At 64.8% G+C, this 15,916-nt stretch carries 16 protein-coding genes; 9 read left to right on the top strand and 7 right to left on the bottom strand.

Translation table 11 applies throughout. The features are described from left to right. The 4 genes from ON45_RS04035 to ON45_RS04020 form a co-directional block, all read right to left on the bottom strand. Positions 1-398 (bottom strand): VOC family protein (locus tag ON45_RS04035; RefSeq protein WP_040492163.1); only part of this gene is annotated, 398 nt, incomplete at its 3' end. Between the two features lie 19 nt (positions 399-417). Then, entirely contained in the window at positions 418-1,317 is a 900-nt protein-coding gene (locus ON45_RS04030; RefSeq protein ID WP_040492162.1) for a hydroxymethylglutaryl-CoA lyase, read from the bottom strand. After that, positions 1,310-2,011, bottom strand: coding sequence for a GntR family transcriptional regulator (locus ON45_RS04025; RefSeq protein WP_040492161.1), 702 nt, complete (start codon positions 2,009-2,011; stop codon positions 1,310-1,312). The genes ON45_RS04030 and ON45_RS04025 overlap by 8 nt, the downstream gene beginning before the upstream one ends. Next, positions 2,004-3,212, bottom strand: a complete 1,209-nt coding sequence (locus ON45_RS04020) for an alpha/beta hydrolase (protein ID WP_051062409.1) — start codon at positions 3,210-3,212, stop codon at positions 2,004-2,006. Before ON45_RS04020 ends, ON45_RS04025 begins: the two co-directional genes overlap by 8 nt. A 108-nt stretch (positions 3,213-3,320) precedes the next feature. Here ON45_RS04020 and ON45_RS04015 point away from each other — a divergent pair, with 108 nt between their 5' ends. The 8 genes from ON45_RS04015 to ON45_RS03980 all read left to right on the top strand — a co-directional run bounded on the left by ON45_RS04015 (position 3,321) and on the right by ON45_RS03980 (position 10,919). Further along, positions 3,321-4,490 (top strand): CaiB/BaiF CoA transferase family protein, encoded by a 1,170-nt coding sequence (locus ON45_RS04015; RefSeq protein WP_040492160.1) that lies wholly within the window; start codon positions 3,321-3,323, stop codon positions 4,488-4,490. A 123-nt stretch (positions 4,491-4,613) separates the two neighbouring features. Continuing rightward, positions 4,614-5,315, top strand: a complete 702-nt coding sequence (locus tag ON45_RS04010) for a maleylpyruvate isomerase family mycothiol-dependent enzyme (protein WP_040492159.1) — start codon at positions 4,614-4,616, stop codon at positions 5,313-5,315. A 195-nt stretch (positions 5,316-5,510) separates the two neighbouring features. Further along, positions 5,511-5,903 carry a nuclear transport factor 2 family protein gene (locus ON45_RS04005; RefSeq protein ID WP_040492158.1) on the top strand — a complete coding sequence of 131 codons (393 nt, stop codon included), beginning with the start codon at positions 5,511-5,513 and terminating at the stop codon, positions 5,901-5,903. Positions 5,904-6,455: 552 nt separating this feature from the next. Then, positions 6,456-7,694 (top strand): ABC transporter substrate-binding protein, encoded by a 1,239-nt coding sequence (locus ON45_RS04000; protein WP_040492157.1) that lies wholly within the window; start codon positions 6,456-6,458, stop codon positions 7,692-7,694. A 10-nt stretch (positions 7,695-7,704) separates the two neighbouring features. Next, the gene (locus tag ON45_RS03995; protein WP_051062408.1) at positions 7,705-8,577 is read left to right on the top strand and encodes a branched-chain amino acid ABC transporter permease; all 873 of its coding nucleotides are present in this window, start codon (positions 7,705-7,707) and stop codon (positions 8,575-8,577) included. After that, the gene (locus tag ON45_RS03990; protein WP_040492156.1) at positions 8,570-9,439 is read left to right on the top strand and encodes a branched-chain amino acid ABC transporter permease; all 870 of its coding nucleotides are present in this window, start codon (positions 8,570-8,572) and stop codon (positions 9,437-9,439) included. The genes ON45_RS03995 and ON45_RS03990 overlap by 8 nt, the downstream gene beginning before the upstream one ends. After that, a complete protein-coding gene (locus ON45_RS03985; protein WP_040492155.1) occupies positions 9,436-10,206 on the top strand; it encodes an ABC transporter ATP-binding protein in 771 nt (256 codons plus the stop codon). Before ON45_RS03990 ends, ON45_RS03985 begins: the two co-directional genes overlap by 4 nt. Next, a complete protein-coding gene (locus ON45_RS03980; protein ID WP_051062407.1) occupies positions 10,203-10,919 on the top strand; it encodes an ABC transporter ATP-binding protein in 717 nt (238 codons plus the stop codon). The genes ON45_RS03985 and ON45_RS03980 overlap by 4 nt, the downstream gene beginning before the upstream one ends. On the opposite strand, the gene ON45_RS03975 is transcribed toward ON45_RS03980, so the two are convergent. Further along, positions 10,897-12,420: a class I adenylate-forming enzyme family protein gene (locus ON45_RS03975; RefSeq protein ID WP_051062406.1), complete on the bottom strand. Its 1,524-nt coding sequence runs from the start codon at positions 12,418-12,420 to the stop codon at positions 10,897-10,899. The genes ON45_RS03980 and ON45_RS03975 overlap by 23 nt on opposite strands. Before the next feature lie 55 nt (positions 12,421-12,475). Between ON45_RS03975 and ON45_RS03970 the strand changes: the two genes are divergently transcribed. Continuing rightward, positions 12,476-13,429 carry a TIGR03619 family F420-dependent LLM class oxidoreductase gene (locus ON45_RS03970; protein WP_051062405.1) on the top strand — a complete coding sequence of 318 codons (954 nt, stop codon included), beginning with the start codon at positions 12,476-12,478 and terminating at the stop codon, positions 13,427-13,429. A 36-nt stretch (positions 13,430-13,465) separates the two neighbouring features. Here ON45_RS03970 and ON45_RS03965 read toward each other — a convergent pair whose 3' ends face one another. Together ON45_RS03965 and ON45_RS03960 are read right to left on the bottom strand one after the other, a co-directional pair. After that, the gene (locus ON45_RS03965) at positions 13,466-15,019 is read right to left on the bottom strand and encodes an AMP-binding protein (protein WP_051062404.1); all 1,554 of its coding nucleotides are present in this window, start codon (positions 15,017-15,019) and stop codon (positions 13,466-13,468) included. Continuing rightward, positions 15,019-15,660 (bottom strand): TetR/AcrR family transcriptional regulator, encoded by a 642-nt coding sequence (locus ON45_RS03960; RefSeq protein WP_051062403.1) that lies wholly within the window; start codon positions 15,658-15,660, stop codon positions 15,019-15,021. The genes ON45_RS03965 and ON45_RS03960 overlap by 1 nt, the downstream gene beginning before the upstream one ends. Positions 15,661-15,916: the final 256 nt, after the last annotated feature.

Here is a 15,916-nt window from a genome sequence, read left to right as displayed (position 1 = left end):
GGGCCGGCGAAGTAGATCGAGTGGCACATGCCATGGTCGATCGGGCCGAACACGGTGATGCCCCGAGACCTGATCCGATCGCGCATCGCCAGCAGGTCATCGAGCGTGTCGGCGTTCAGGGCGAGATGCTGCATCGCTCCGCCGGCACAGGGCTGAGCGCCGCTGCCGGCGTGCGTGACGCCCAAGGTGCGCTCGATGTCGGCGACGTCCGGCGTGTGGACGAACGCGACGTAGCAGGCGTCGTTCAGCTTCAAGAAACCATGCCAGGCTCCCTCGACGCCGTGCATCCAGTACAGAGCGGAGAGTTCGCAGCCGAGCACGTCGGTGAAGAACTCGATCTGGCTCTTCATGTCCTTCGTGGCGATCGCGAGATGGTGGATTCCGGTGGTGCCGCTCATGGTCGGCCTCCTTTTCCTGTTAACGGTTGGCGAATCTGGGGCCGGCGACGCCTACGTGCGTGGTCAGGGTTCTGCCGACGGCATCACACGCCATTTCGGCCGCAGTGATCACCGCCGGTACCGACAGACCGGTGTCGAGACCCGACTCCTCGCAGACGTGGGCGAGGTCCTCGAGGGCGACGTTGCCCGATGCCCCAGGAGCGAAGGGGCATCCTCCGAGGCCGCCGGCCGATGCATCGAGACGATTCACCCCGGCATCGAGCGCCGCGAGAGCATTCGCGACGCCCAGACCGCGGGTGTCGTGGAAGTGAGCGCCGACATGAGGAGTGACCTCGGCCGTCACCCGGCTGACGAGTGACGCGACGTCAGCGGGAACGGCCGTGCCGACCGTGTCGGCCAGACTCACCGCAGTCACGCCGGCGGCGATGGCTCGGGTGGAGACGTCGATCACGCGGTCGGGGTCGACGCGCTGTTCGAACGGGCATCCGAACGCCGTGGCGAGCGTGACCTCGACGCGAGCTGCTGCTGCTCCGGCGATCTCGCAGACAGCCGTCAGCGCCTCGACGGCCTCGGCCGTCGATCGCCCGGCGTTCGCGTGCGAATGAGCATCGCTGACGGAGATCACGAACTGGAGGTCGGTCAACCCCGCCTCGAGTGCGCGCATCGCACCGCGCTCGTTGAGCACCAACCCCCACCGCACGACATCACGACCGGCGGTCGCTGCGCACAGGGCTTCGGCGTCGGCCGTCGCAGGCACGCGGTCGGGTCGCACGAACGAGGTCAGCTCGAGGTCGCGCACCCCAGCGGCGACGAGCGCCTCGAAGATCGCGAGCTTGTGCTCGGTGGGGATCGGGTCCTCGTCCTGGAGGCCGTCGCGCAGTGTCACGTCACGCAGGACGATCGTCGTGGGTTCAGGCACTGGCAGGCTCCACTTCCGGTTCGCGAAAGCGCCGCATGTGCGCATCGCGTCCTTGCAGGACGTGTTCGGTCATCAAGCGACCGGCACGCTCGGGTTGACGGGTCTCGACGGCCTCCGCGATCAGGCGATGGAACATGCTGGATCGCCGCAGTTCGTCGTGGGAGTAGAGCTTGAACGCCGTGAACACCAGTGGCATGTCGACCGCTGTGGCGAGAATCCGGAACACCTGATCGGCTCGACCGGCGCGGACCAATGCTGCATGGAATCGGTCGTTGGCGCGCAGGATCGCACGAAGGCCCTCGACCGAACCGTGGTCGACCTCCTCGACGACGCGGTCGAACTCGTCAGCTGCGTCGTGGATTGCTGCGACGTCGTCGGGCTCGGCGCGCTGCGCCGCCAGCTCGGACATGAACCCTTCGAGCCGCGCTCGCGCCTCGTAGAGGTCGGCGACGTCGCTTTCCGTGAGGGGTCGGACCTGAGCGCCTCGGTTGTGCGTGCTGATGATCAGTCCTTCGGTCTCGAGCCGGCGGACCGCCTCGCGCACCGGCGTCCGCGACATCGCCAGCGATGATGCAACTCGAGATTCGACGATTCTCTCGCCCGGTCCGTATCGGCCTTCGATGATCTCGCGGCGCAGATGGCGGTAGACACGCTCACTGCCACTGACGTCGGACACCTCGTGGAGCTCAGCCATCAGCCACTCCCGGAAGTTCCGCGATGAAGTCACTGATCACGCCGATCGCCTCGGCGAGGTGCGCCTTGCCGTCAGGCCCTGTGTAGTAGTGCGTCGCGCCCTCGACCTCGTACATCTGCTTGCGGTCGTGCGGCACGGCATCGAACAGTCGCCGCGTATGGCTGGGGGTGCAGGCGTCGTCGGCGGTGTTGCCGATCACGAGGAGTGGGACGGTGACTCCGGGCCCGGATGCGACCGCATCGCACCGAGCGTCGTCGATGCTCCACTGGCTGAGCCAGCTCCGCAGCGTGCAGAATCGGGCGAGGCCGACGGGGCCGTCGTTGACGATCTTGGGATCCCCCAGGTAACAGATGCCGGGCACCCGGTCGCTGGGCTCAATCGTGGGGTCGAGCCAGCGCGGGTCCGCCATGGTTCCGTGCACGGTGAACGCGAACTCCTGGTTGGGTTCGTCCGACGCCCGGATCTCGGCCAGTTTGTCCTTGACCCACGCCGTGATCCGTCGGTTGCGCGCGACCTGAGCATCGCGGAACGTCGCCAGGAATTCGGCAGAGTACGGAGGTTGGTTGGGGTTCGCCGGGTCGTACAGATTCAACTCGGGGTCGCGCACGTCGGGGCGTGACTCGTCGTGGATCGACGGATCGATCCACTCGGTGAAGATCTGGTGGCGGCTCACATGGGCGGCCAGCATCATCACCGCGTCGGCCGCGGGCATCTTCGACGCGTCGACCTCGTACGGCTCGCCGGCCGCGGTGTCCGAGATGCCGTCACCGGCTTCGGCCAGTGCCTGGTACCACATCGCCAGCGACCCACCGCCGGACCACCCCGCCAAGACGATGCGCGAGTAGCCGAGCCGTTCCTTGGCGTCGAGGATCGCCTCACCGAGATCGCAGGCGACCTTCTCCATGGTCAACGCGAAATCGGCGCCGCGATAGCGCGAGTTCGCCCACAGGACATGGTGGCCGGCCCTGGCCAGACCCCGCACCATCGGAAGGTACATCCCGCCACCGACGGGGTGCATGAACACGATCAGCGTGTCGGACGGCTGCTCGATCGGACGAATCAGATGGCAATCGAGCCCGACCAGCGCTCCGCCACCGCCGTAGACATCGCTGTACGCCGAATTCTCTTGGAAACCGACGGTGTACGCGATCCGTTCGCAACCTCGCGGGGTGCCCGGCTGGGTGAAAGGCTGGTCTGACACAACATCTCCTCTGGTTCGATGCTCCTGATTGTATGCACATCACCTTCGTACCTGCTGAATTGGAGCCAATTTTGCGTTCGGTAGCGAGAATGGTGCACAATCGGACCCATGGACGTCGCTGGCCCACTTGCCGGGCTCAAGGTGCTCGAGCTCGGAAGCTTCATCGCCGGCCCGTTCGCCGGGCAGCTGCTCGGTGACTTCGGGGCCGACGTGATCAAGATCGAGAACCCGGATGGCGACACCATGCGCAGATGGGGCGTGGCCACCGACGACGGCGACAGCCTGTGGTGGCCGACGATTGCCCGCAACAAGCGATCGGTCGTCGCCGACCTGCGAACCGACGAGGGCCGAGCGCTGGTTCGGCGGTTGGCGGAAGAAGCCGACGTCGTCCTCGAGAACTTCCGGCCCGGGACACTCGATCGCTGGGAACTCCACTACGACGCGATCTCGGGAGCCAACCCGGGCGTCATCTATGTTCACGTCTCGGGATTCGGTCAGACCGGACCCCGGTCCCACGAAGCTGGGTTCGGCTCGATCGGCGAGGCGATGGGGGGGATCCGCCACACCACCGGTGACCCGGACCGACCAGCGGCACGGTGCGGGATCAGCCTGGGCGACTCGACGGCTGCGATGTTCGCCGTGATGGGCACCCTCTCGGCGCTGTACGAGCGTGAGCGGAGCGGGCGCGGGCAGGAGATCGATGTCGCGCTCTACGAGGCCGTGGCCGCGCTCATGGAATCGACCCTTGCCGACTACGAAGTGGCCGACGTTCGCCGCGAGCGCTCCGGCGGCGTCCTGCCGGGGATCGCCCCGGCGAACGCCTACCCCACCGCCGACGGATCCGAGATCCTCATCGCCGGGAACGCGGACACGGTCTTCCGTCGGCTGTGTGAGGTCATGGACCGGCCCGACCTCGCGGAGGACGCCAGATTCGTCGATCATGCTGCTCGCGGCGAGCACGCCGCGGAACTCGATCTCCTCGTCTCCCAGTGGTCGGTCGGCTACACGAGCAACGAACTCATCGATCTGCTGGGTTCGGCCGGCGTTCCGGTGGGACGGGTCTACACCGCGCCGGACATGCTGGCCGATGAGCACTATGCCGCTCGCGAAATGATCGTTCGCGCAACCGCACGAGCCGGATTCGATCTTCCGATGACGGGAGTCGTGCCGCGATTCTCGCGTACGCCGGGAACCATTCGAGACGTCGGTCCCGACCTCGGTGAGCACAACCCGGAAGTCGAAGACGCACTCGCGACAGGACGATCGGCGTGGGGATGACGGTCCGGTGAACCCGACAAACGCAATCACCGACACGTACCGAGGAGGTACATCGATGCAACTCGACACGATGAACGCCGACGCGAGCGCCCACCGGGGAACTCACACTCCGGGAGTGGGGCAATGAGCACCGAGAATCCGACCCGGCCGAGCGGCGACCGACTGGCCGAGGAGTATCGGGCGTCACGGCTGCGTACAACGGCGATCCTCGACGGCATCTCCGCCGACGATGAACAACGAATCGTTCCGACCTGTCCCGACTGGCGGGTTCGTGACCTGCTCAGCCACGTGAATGGGCTCGCCGACGACCTCTCGGCCGGGCGCAACCCGGCCGGTGACACCCAAGCGTGGGTCGATCAACAGGTCGCCGATCGCGCCGAGACCACTGTGGCCGAACAACTCGAGCAGTGGTCGACGAGCGGCGAAGCGTTCGAGGGCACACTGCGCAAGGTTCCGCAACTCGGTCTGCTCGTGATCGATCTGATCAGCCACGAACACGACATCGCCGGAGCACTCGGTGTGCAATCCGATCGTTCGTCGTCGGGCATCGAGATGGTGATGTCGTCGAAGACCTCCACCGTCGAGAAGGACCTCGTCGCAGCAGGTCTGAACGCCATCCGTGTGGTCGGCGGCGACAACTCCTGGGAATATGGCCAGGGCGACGTTGAACTCGAGGTCCGGGGTGACCTCTGGGAGATGTTTCGGCTCACGGGAGGACGCCGATCGATGGCGCAACTCCTCGCGTGCGACCACGACGGTGACATCGAACGCTACGCGCCGGGCCTCGTGCACAACCCTCTCCCGATCACCGACATCATCGAATAGAAGACCTCCCGATGACCCCTGACGACTGCATCCGGGCTGCGCGCGACCCCGCTCCGCCGCCTCGCGAGAGGGCTCGCGACGCCTCGAACGCGAGGGCCGCCACGGCGCCTACACACGCCACCGTCTCGGCCAGCCGATCTTGAGCCGTTGCGCGCTGACGATCGCATCGAAGGAACCAGAAATCGGAGCACAACCATGACAACGACCGACACTTCCACCGATCCACTCGACGTCGCGGAGCGCTTCTTCTCCGCCATCACGTCGGGTGACGTCGAGGCAATCCGCGGCCTCTATCGCTCCGATGCCATCGTCTGGCACAGCTATGACGGCATCGAGCAGACGAGGGAGGAGAACATGCGGACCTTGTCGTGGTCGATCAAGAACCTCGGCGAGATGCGTTACACCCAGGTTCGCCGAACGTCGACCGACGACGGGTTCGCGCAGCAGCACATTCTGTGCACGACCAACCGGGCCGGCGATCCGTTGCGGGTGCCGGCAAGTCTCTTCGTTGCTGTCGAGGACGGCTTGATCGTTCGTCTCGACGAGTACATCGATTCCGCGGACGTGAGTCGAATCTCTGAGCGCTGAATCGGTTTCTGACCGAGCGGGATGGACTCCGGTGTCGGCGTCACGCAGCCCGTCTCCACGAGAGCTTCGCGCGTCGTTGCAAGATGTTGTCACGTGACTACTTGAATCTGACTCCGGATGTCTGGAAGTCGGTCCGCCGGGTTCTCGTCGGTGCGGGGTGTTGTCGCGAATGCGCTCCGCAACCGACCGATTGATGGAACCTCGACGGCACGGCAGTGGAGAGCCGTATTTGGCTCGCCGTGTGTCAGATGTGTTGCTCGAAAATTGGTGCTGAGGTGCGGTTATGGGCGAGCCGATGCGCGATCCGCCAGTGACGGCAGCGTTGGATCGCCCCGTAGGCAGTCACCGGTCGAGGGCATCTCATGGTGGTTCGAACGCGGTCAGCAGCGGGGGCTACGTCGTGCCGACAACTCTGTCGAGAATAATGTTGGCAACTGTCTAAATAATGGTTGACTCGGCTCCCGACCTGTGGTTGCATTCAGGTCTCACATCGGACTAACTGGGGGAATTCAGATGATCGCAAGACGAGTTGTTGGGGCGTTGGCCGCGTTGATGTTGGTCACGACCGCGTGCGGAAGTGACGATGACAGCTCATCGTCGTCCGCCGATGACGAGAATCCGGCCGCATCGGAACCGGTGGAGGAATCCGCCGAAGCCGACGACACGGCGAGCACTGCTGATGGAGCCTCGGCGGACAGTGACGCCGAACCGTCAGAGGCCACGGTGGTGCGCGTCGGCGTACCGCTCGACCTGTCGGGACCCGCTGCCATCAGCAACATCGGGTTGAGCGAGCTCTCGGCAATGGAACTCGCTCTCGAGGAGGTGACGGCGTCGGGCATGCTCGGCGAAACCACGATCGAGATGATTCCCATCGACACGAAGGGCGACAAGCAGGAAGCCGTCGCCGGCGTTCTCAAGCTCATCGAGCAGGACGACGTCGACGCCATCGTCGGATTCACATTGACGCCGTCGTTCTTGGCAGCAGGGCCCCAGGCGGTCGAAGCCGGGTTGCCGGTGATTGCTGTCGGCGTGGCGGCGCCGGGGATCACCGAAGTGGGCGACAACGTGTTCCGGATCATCCCACAGGTCAGCTCCCTGTACGCGGCGAACGATGCCATGATCGCGGAGACGTTGGGTGCAACGTCCGCGGCGTACCTGTACACCAGCGATTCCGAGACGACCGTCGGAATCCACGAGGCTCGACTGGCGGCGCTCGAGGACGCGGGAATCGAGACCAAGTCCGTCCAGTCCAACACCACCGCGGACACCGACTTCCGGGCGCAGCTGACCGAGATCCAGAATTCCGGAGCCGACATCATGGTGATCTCGGGGTTCCCGGGTCAGTTCGCCGGCCAGTTCCTGCAAGCCGAAGAGATCGGTCTCGACATTCCGGTCCTGTCGACCGACGGGTCCGGACGAAACGAAGTATTGGACCAAGCGGGCAGCGCCATGCAGTGCGTCATCTACACGGCCAGTTGGGCTGCGCAGAACGAAACCGGCAGGAACCCGCACTTCGTCGAAGCCGTGCAGACCGAACTCGATGACGAGGCCGACCTCTACTATGCAGCGGGCTACGACGGGATGTGGATGTTCAGCACCGCCCTCGCGGACGCCGGGTCAGCCGATCCCGACGCCATCGTGGAAGCGTTGAACAACATCACCGACTTCGAAGGTGCCTTCGGGGTGTACGAGTACGACGACAACCGCGAGCCCGACATCTCGGGAATCAACCTGCAGATCCAGGACAACGAGGTCATTCCTTGGACCCCTGACACGCAGTGCGAGCGCTGATCTCCTCCTCGTGCAGCAGACCATCAACGGCCTGGCCTCGGGGAGCATCTATGCGCTCCTCGGGCTGGGCGTTACCCTCATCTGGGGCGTCCTCCACGTCCTCACGTTCACCCATGCTCAGGTCTTGACCTGGGGGGCGTTCGGTTCACTCATCGCGATCAACAGGGGTTACCCGGTGCCGGTGGCGATCCTGGTCGGCATGGCGGTCGCCGCCGGACTCTCGGTGTTGATCGACTCGACGGTGCTCGAGATGCTCCGTCGACGCGGGGCGTCGGAATACGCATTCGTCGTCGCCACGATCGGCTTGGCGTTCATGCTCGAGTCGATTCTGCGCAACCGGACCCGCGCCAGAGTCGAGCCCTACTCCAGGGACGGATTCCCTCGCGGTCCGATCGAGTTGCTCGGCCAGAACGTGCCGAAGTTGCAGTTGGCGGTGCTCGCCACGTCGCTCATCGCCATGGCCGGCCTCGCGATCTGGCTCAACCACACCCGGGCGGGGCGTGGCATGAAGGCGGTCGCGTACTCGCCGGAGACCGCGACGCTGCTCGGGATCAACCCGCGGTTCATCTACGCGGTGGCCTACACGGTCTCTGGCATGCTCGCTGCACTCGCTGGAGTGTTCGTCGCGGTGAGCACGGCGAGTGTGTCCTACTCCTCCGGAGACCGACTCCTGTTGACCGCCTTCGCGGTGATCATCCTCGGTGGCATGGGGTCGGTGCCGGGCGCTGTGGTCGGCGGCCTCATTCTCGGTGTCATCGAGGTCTACGCCACCGTTCACGTTTCATCGAAGTTCAGCGAGGTCGTTGCCTACCTGGTGATTCTCGTCGTGCTCCTGGTCCGGCCGTCCGGTCTGTTCGGGGCGAAGGAGGCAACCCGTGTTTGAGTGGATCCCCGCATACCAGCGCTTTCTCCTCGATGTCACACTCATCGACATCATCTTGGTGATCTCGTTGCTGATCCTCTTCCAGTGTGGCCTGTTCTCGATGGCCACCGCAGGGTTCGCCGCGATCGGCGGATACACGTCGGCCCTCCTCGTCACCGACGCCGACTGGCCGGTCCCACTTGGCATCCTTGCTGCCGTCTTCGTCGGCGCCACGCTCGCGGTGTCATTCGGACTTCCGGTCCTGCGATTACGCGGCATCTACCTTGCGCTCGGCAGTCTCGCGCTTGCGCAGGTGATCGTCATCGGTATCGCGAACGTCGGTTTCACGAACGGGGTGTTCGGAATCTCAGGAATACCGACAGAGGTCACCACCGGCTGGCTGGTCGCCATCGTCGCCGTCATTCTGCTCGTGATGGAGCTCATCCATCGGTCCCACTTCGGACGCGCCATGAAAGCGATCCGCTTGGACGAGCACACCGCAGCGGGGCTCGGCATCAATGTGTTCGCCTATCGGATGGCGACCTTCGGCATCGGAGGCGCGATGGCGGCAATGGCCGGCGCCCTGGAGGCACATCGCACGGCGGTGATCAGCCCTGACCAATACGACTTCGGGCTTCTCGTGGTGCTGTTGACCTACATGTTCGTCGGCGGCGTCGAGCACTGGTTGGGTCCTGTGCTCGCCACGATCGGATTCAGAATTCTGAACGAGAACCTCGAGTTCGCCGGGACTGATTGGGAGAACTTCTACTACGGCTCGATCCTGGTGGTCGTCATGCTGCTCGCTCCGGATGGGCTGACGAGCCGCCGCTTCACGCAGCGACTCGCTCGCATCTTCCGTCGACGACCGGACCTGGCCACATGACCGTGCCGACAGAGTTGCTTCAGTGCGAGGGGGTCGGCCGTCGATTCGGGTCGGTCACCGCGGTCGATGATGTCACGCTGGGTGTGCGCAGTGGTGAGGTCCTGGGGCTCATCGGACCGAACGGGGCGGGTAAGACCACGCTCGTCAACCTGATGTCGGCATATCTCTCGCCGACAAGTGGTGAGATCAAGTTCGCCGGCGAGTCGATCGCTGGTTGCAAGCCACACGAGTTGGCGCGGCGTGGTATTGCGCGCACCTATCAGAATGTCTGTCTGTTCGAGCAGTCGACGGTGCTCGACAACGTGCTGACGGGCCGCCATCTCGGATTCCAGGGAGGTCTGTGGCAGTTGGGGCGCAAGCGTCACCGGGAGGAGGCACGCGAACGTCAGCTGGCGGTGGAGCTGATCGAACTTCTCGGCCTGGCAGAACACATGAATGAAGACGTCTCGGCGATGTCGTACGGTCTCCGCCGGAGGGTCGAGATCGCTCGCGCCCTCGCCATCGAGCCGCAACTCTTGCTCCTCGACGAGCCGACCGCAGGGATGACCCGGACCGAGTCCGACGAGGTTGGTCGGTTGATCGGTGAGCTGCGGGCTGGCGGGATGACCGTGCTGCTGATCGATCACAACGTTCGCCTCGTCTCCGAGACATGCGACCGGGTTGCCGTCCTCGACTGGGGGCGGGTGATCGCGATCGACGAACCGGCTGAGGTCTGGGCCGACGAGCGTGTACGTGAGGCCTATCTGGGAACGGGTGAGAGCGGATGACCGGCAGTCAAGGGAATGCGGTGCTCGAGGTGTCGGACCTGACGGTTCGCTACGGCGCCGCCGTCGCGTTGCGAGGGATCGATCTCGTCATCGGCGAGCAGGAGGCGGTTGCAGTGCTCGGCCCGAACGGGGCCGGAAAGACCACATTGCTCCGGACGATCTCCGGCCTGCTGAAGCCGGCTGCAGGCCAGATCGAGCTGGACAGTCATTCGATGGTCGGCCGTCCCGCCTACCGGATCGCTCGCGCGGGTTTCGTTCACGCGCCGGAGGGTCGTTCGATGATCGCTCCTCTGACGGTGACCGAGAACCTTCAACTCGGTGCAGGACGGCGGGCCCGTTCCGATGTCGCGGCCGGCATCGATGAGATGATCGAGTTGTTCCCCAGCCTGAGGGCACGAATGGGGACGAAGGCGGGTCTGTTGTCCGGCGGCGAACAGCAGATGGTCGCCATTGCCCGGGCATTGATGGCTCAGCCGAAAGTGTTGGCGATCGACGAGCCGTCGATGGGTCTCGCTCCCGTCGTTGTCGACGCGGTGCTCGAAGCGCTCCGCAAGGTCATCGATTCCGGAACGTCACTCCTGCTCGCCGAGCAGAACGCTCGACTGGCCCTCGCCGTTGCCGACCGGGCCTACGTCCTCGTTCACGGCGAGGTCGTCAAGTCCGGCAACAGCGACGAGTTCGGCGACGAGCTCATCGAGTCCTATCTGACCTAGTCGCTGTGACACGGCGTTTCAGCTCGACACGGTCGATCTTGCCGGTCGTCCCGAGCGGGAGCTCGGTGACGATTTCGATCCGCTTGGGGCACTTGTACGGGGCGAGTCGATCTCGCAGGAAGGTCGTCAGGTCATCGAAGTCGATGGAGTGGTCAGCTCGGAGTACCACGACCGCCGTGACGAGTTCGCCCCACCGTTCGTCGGGCAGCCCGATCGCCACCGCCTGGGCGATGGACGGGTGCGCGGTGAGCGCGGCCTCCACCTCGCTGGGCGTGACGTTCTCGCCGCCGGTGATGATCAGATCCTTTGCGCGCCCGACGATCGCGAGGAAGCCGTCGGCGTCGAGCGTTCCGAGGTCCCCTGTTCTCAGGAAGCCGTCGGAGGTCATCGCCTCGGCGGTGAGTTCAGGATCGTCGAAGTAACCGCTCATGACGACTTGGGAGCGGACTTGGACCTCGCCCACCTCACCAACGGCGAGTTCCTTCTCGCCATCGACGTCGGCCACACGGAGTTCGACCCACGGCACGACGCGGCCACACGAATTCAAACGGCCAGGGATCGCCGGGTCGTGTTCCTCCGGCTGAAGGATCGTGACGCAACCGGTCGTTTCGGTCAGACCGTAGGTGTGAAGCAGCACCGGGCCGATCGCCTCGAGGGTTCGGCGCAACAGCGCTGGAGTGATCGTGGCTCCTCCGTACACGATCCGACGCACGCTCGAGAGGTCGTGATCGTGTGTCTCGGCGTGCTCGACCAGTGTCAGCAGCATCGTCGGAACCATCGGGAAATGGCTGATTCCGTGTTGGCTGATCGAGGCGGCGGTGTCTTCGGCCGAAGAACCGGTCGGGATCACGCTGGTCGATCCGGCGGTGAGGTTGAGGAGGGCGAAGATCGCGCCTCCGACATGGAACAGCGGCAGGCTGCACAGGCCGCGCGAGCGCTCGTCGAGATCGAAGAGCGGGATGTTCTGTGTGAGAAAGGTCGACAACCCCTCGTCGGACAGCATCACGCCCTTCGGTCGCCCGCTGGTGCCAGAGGTGTAGATCTGGAGAGCGGTCGCCGACGACGGCAGGGACACCGGTTCGACTGCTGGGGTCTGCGCGGCGAGAAGCGGCTCGTATTCGTCGGGCGGAAGCCGTGTCGGAGGTGCGAGCAGGGAGCTCGCGTCGATGGTGCCGAGCATCTCGGAGTCGCCGAGCAGCGCTGTGGGACGGGCGTGATTGATGACTCCGGCCAGTTCGCTGCCGGTGAGCCTCCAGTTGAGAGTGAGCGGGACCGCTCCGATCCAAGCGGTGGCAAGAACGAACTCGTGCCATTTGCTGCTGGTCGGTGCGAGGAACGCGACCCGGTCTCCGGCAACGACACCGGTCGATCGGAGCAGGCTCGCCAGTCTCAGGGAACGATCAGCCAACTCGGCATACGAGGTGGCGCGATCTCGGTCGATGATGGCGGTGCGTTCGCCACGCTCGATGCAGGATTTCAGTACATCGGTCAGAATTCCCATCGATTCAGAATACCGATTAGTTGACAACTGTCAAAATAATCGATTGGATGCGTCCATGCGTTTCAACCTGCTCGAACCGACCGCCGTGAGTGTGCACGAACTCTTCCATGTGGCTCGCCACGCAGAGGCACTTGGCTTCGACGGGTTCGCCCTGAACGACGGAACGTTTCAGATGGCGGAGGCGACCGGCACGTACCCCTACTCGCACGACGGACACAGGAACTGGGACGTGCGCGCTCCGTTCTACGAGCCGCTGACGGTGCTTCCTGCGCTCGGTCTGATCACTGACCGGCTCCGGATCTTCACCTCGGTGTTGAAGTTGCCCCTCCGTCATCCGTTGATGCTCGCCAAGCAGATCGCGACTGCAGCGATCATGTGCGACGACCGATTCTCGCTCGGGGTCGGGGCGAGTTGGGCACCTGAGGAATACGAATTCACCGGGGTCGATTGGGCCGCTCGCGGCCGAATCATGACGGAATCGCTGGAGGTGCTCCGGTTGGTGCTTTCGGGCGAGATGGTCGAGTACCACGGTGAGATCTTCGACTTCGAACCCCTGGTCTCGCGGCCCGCCCCGCGCGCGAAAGTCCCGCTCTTGGTCGGCGGCCATGGCGCTCCGAGCCTCCGACGGGCCGCCAGTCTCGCCGACGGCTGGATCGGCTCGTACTGGGCGCAACCCGAGGAGCTCTCGGAGATGATCGCCACCCTCCGGCGACTGTGCGAGGAGCGCGGCAGGGACTGGTCGACGTTCGAGATTCACGCCCTGCCCGGTGGTGCAGCCACTCTCGACGACTATCGCCGGCTCGACGATCTCGGCGTGACCGACGCGATGGTCATGCCGCACAATGCAGGTGGAGAGTTGGTGATGAGTACCTCGACGCGGCAGCGTCTGGTCGGGGGCGAGGTGACCGGCTCCCGGAATCCTGATGCGTACTACGACCGGGCTGCACCCGACGAGAAGCTCGTTGCCATGGAGAGATTCGCAGACACCGTCATGCGTCACTGGCGCTGAACGTGCAGTTCGCTGTCGTGCGGAGTACGCAGAAGTTCAGGACTCGTCGCTGAACTGGTCGCGTACGAGTCGGCGCATGATCTTGCCGCTGGGGTTCTTCGGCAACGTGTCGACGAATGCCACATGGCGAGGACACTTGTAGTGGGCGAGCCGCTCTCGGCAGAACTCGACCACGTCGGCGAGGTCGGGTGGATCGGCGGCGACCAACACGGCCATCACCGTCTCACCCCACTTGTCGTCGGGGACGCCCACGACGCACGCTTCGGTCACACCGTCGATCGCGAGGAGGACCCGTTCCACCTCGCCTGAATACACGTTCTCTCCACCGCTGATGATGACATCCTTGACGCGGTCGGTGAGCGTCAGATATCCGTTCGCGTCGAGGATCCCGATGTCTCCGGTGTGGAGCCAACCGTCGTCGTCGAACAGGTCTTCCGTTGCTGCCTCGTTGTTCCAGTATCCGTCGCACAGCTGCGTACTGCGGGTCATGACCTCGCCGGGCATGCCGGGCTCCGCCGGGGCCGACGTCGACAGGTCGAAGACCCGGATCTCGCAGTTCGGTGCAGCGCGACCTGCAGTACGCAGCAGCGGCGATCCGCTGATGTGCTCCGAGGGTCTGAGGAAGGTGACAGGTCCGGTCGTCTCGGTCATTCCGTAGCCCTGGACGAGGTCCACCCACGGCAGGATCTCCTTCGTCCGCTCGAGCAATTTCTCCGAGATCGGTGACGCTCCGTACACCAGGACCTTGAGGGCAGAGAGGTCACGCCCGGGGCGATCCGGATGGTCGAGCAGAATCTGCAGCAGGGCCGGCACGAACAGGGTATGGGTCACCCGCTGTTGTTCGATCGCGTCGAGGATCGCGACAGGGTCGGGGTCGGGGACCAGGACACCGGTTGCGCCGCCGTGAATGGTCATTGCGGTCCACACCGATCCGACCGCGTGGAACACCGGAGACACGATCATGGCGACCGCGGTGTCGTCGAGGGTCCAGTCCATTTCGACGTCGAGGTGTTCGATGAGGGCGCCGTTGGAGGTCATCACTCCCTTCGGGAGACCGGTCGTTCCGGAGGTGTAGGTCAGCGACGCGAGGTCGTCGAGGCGAGCCGCCCGATCCACGAACATGTTGTGGGCAGCCTCGGGTGGCGCGCCGTTCGCCTCGGCGAGACGGGCGAGCGTGTGTGCCGGGTCGGCGTCGATCGTGGCGAGTGCTGGTAGGTCCGCAGTCTGGGTGAGTTGGAGAGCGGCTTGTGCCGTCGCGAGAAACTCATCGTCTGTGTACAGAGTGTGCGGTGAGCAGTCTTGGATGACCGCAGCGAGTTCGTGGGCCGCGAGGCGCCAGTTGACTCCGACGGAGATTGCGCCGACCTTCGACGCCGCGACGGCAACGACCGGATACATCAGGCGGTTCCTGCCGAGATATCCGACCCGGTCACCGGCGCTGAGGCCGTGGGACTCGAGCTGGGCGGCGAGTTCGTCGGACAGTCGATCCAGGTCGTGGTAGCTCATCGAGTTCTCGCCCGACACGAACGCTGTTTGCTGCGCCCGATCTTCGGCGCGTCGGCGCGCGAGCTCCCCAAGTGATCGTTCCATCAGCGTTCCGACTCCTTCGGGTCCTCGAGCGTCGAGGGATCGGCTTCGGTCCCGCCGGTCTTGCGCAGCCTGGTCGTCGGATCGACGCCGAGGAGGAGATCCGCAACTGCGTTGGCATGACGGCGGAGCACTGCCGGGCTCGTCGGGTCGACGGGTGCGACGCGTCGAGCCATGGGAACGTGCGACGGCGCGCCGATCGCCCCGTGTGCCAAGAGGAAGAACGTCGTGGCCGACGGCAGCAACGTGTAGCGCTCGTGTCCTTCGAGCGACCGTGCCACTCGGTTCACTCGTTGGCCGAACGGCTTCAGATGCCGCTCCCAGACGTACTCGAGACGCTCGCTTTCGATCCCCGCCTCGATCGCCATCATGCGCAACAGATCAGGCCGTTGTGCGCTCACCTCGATGAACGCCACGATGTAGGCCCGAAACGACTCGAGCGGTTCTCCGGGCAGGATTCCATCGAGCACGGGGTCGATCTGCTCCACGAAGTCGCTGAACCAGCGGTCGGCCGTTGCCTTCCAGAGGTTCGCCTTGGATCCGAAGCGTCGGTGGATCAGGTTGTGGCTGACACCGAGCTCGGCGTTGAGATCACGTACCGAGGTCCCCTGATAGCCGTGGGTGGCGAAGGACCGCAGTGCCACTGTGAGGATCTGGTCCTCGGTCGCCGGAGAGTCCTCCGCTCTGGGCCGTCCTCGGCGTCTCGGCGGTGGAGTGGTGGAGTCGGCGCTGGGTGGCATCAGTCGAATCTTCTCATTTCGGCTGCCGTTCGCAGCCAAACTCGGGCCGATCGTACTATAAATTGACAGGTGGCTACTTATCGCAGGTTCGCGGCGAGGGGCGCGAGGAAGCCGCCTCCGACTCGGCCCGGTCGCCGGTGACTTCTGCCGATCGGCGGGG

The sequence above is a fragment of the Ilumatobacter nonamiensis YM16-303 genome (genome assembly GCF_000350145.1).
Lineage (GTDB): Bacteria > Actinomycetota > Acidimicrobiia > Acidimicrobiales > Ilumatobacteraceae > Ilumatobacter_A > Ilumatobacter_A nonamiensis.
Note: the sequence above shows the minus strand (reverse complement) of the source record. Positions and strands in the feature narration are given on the sequence as shown.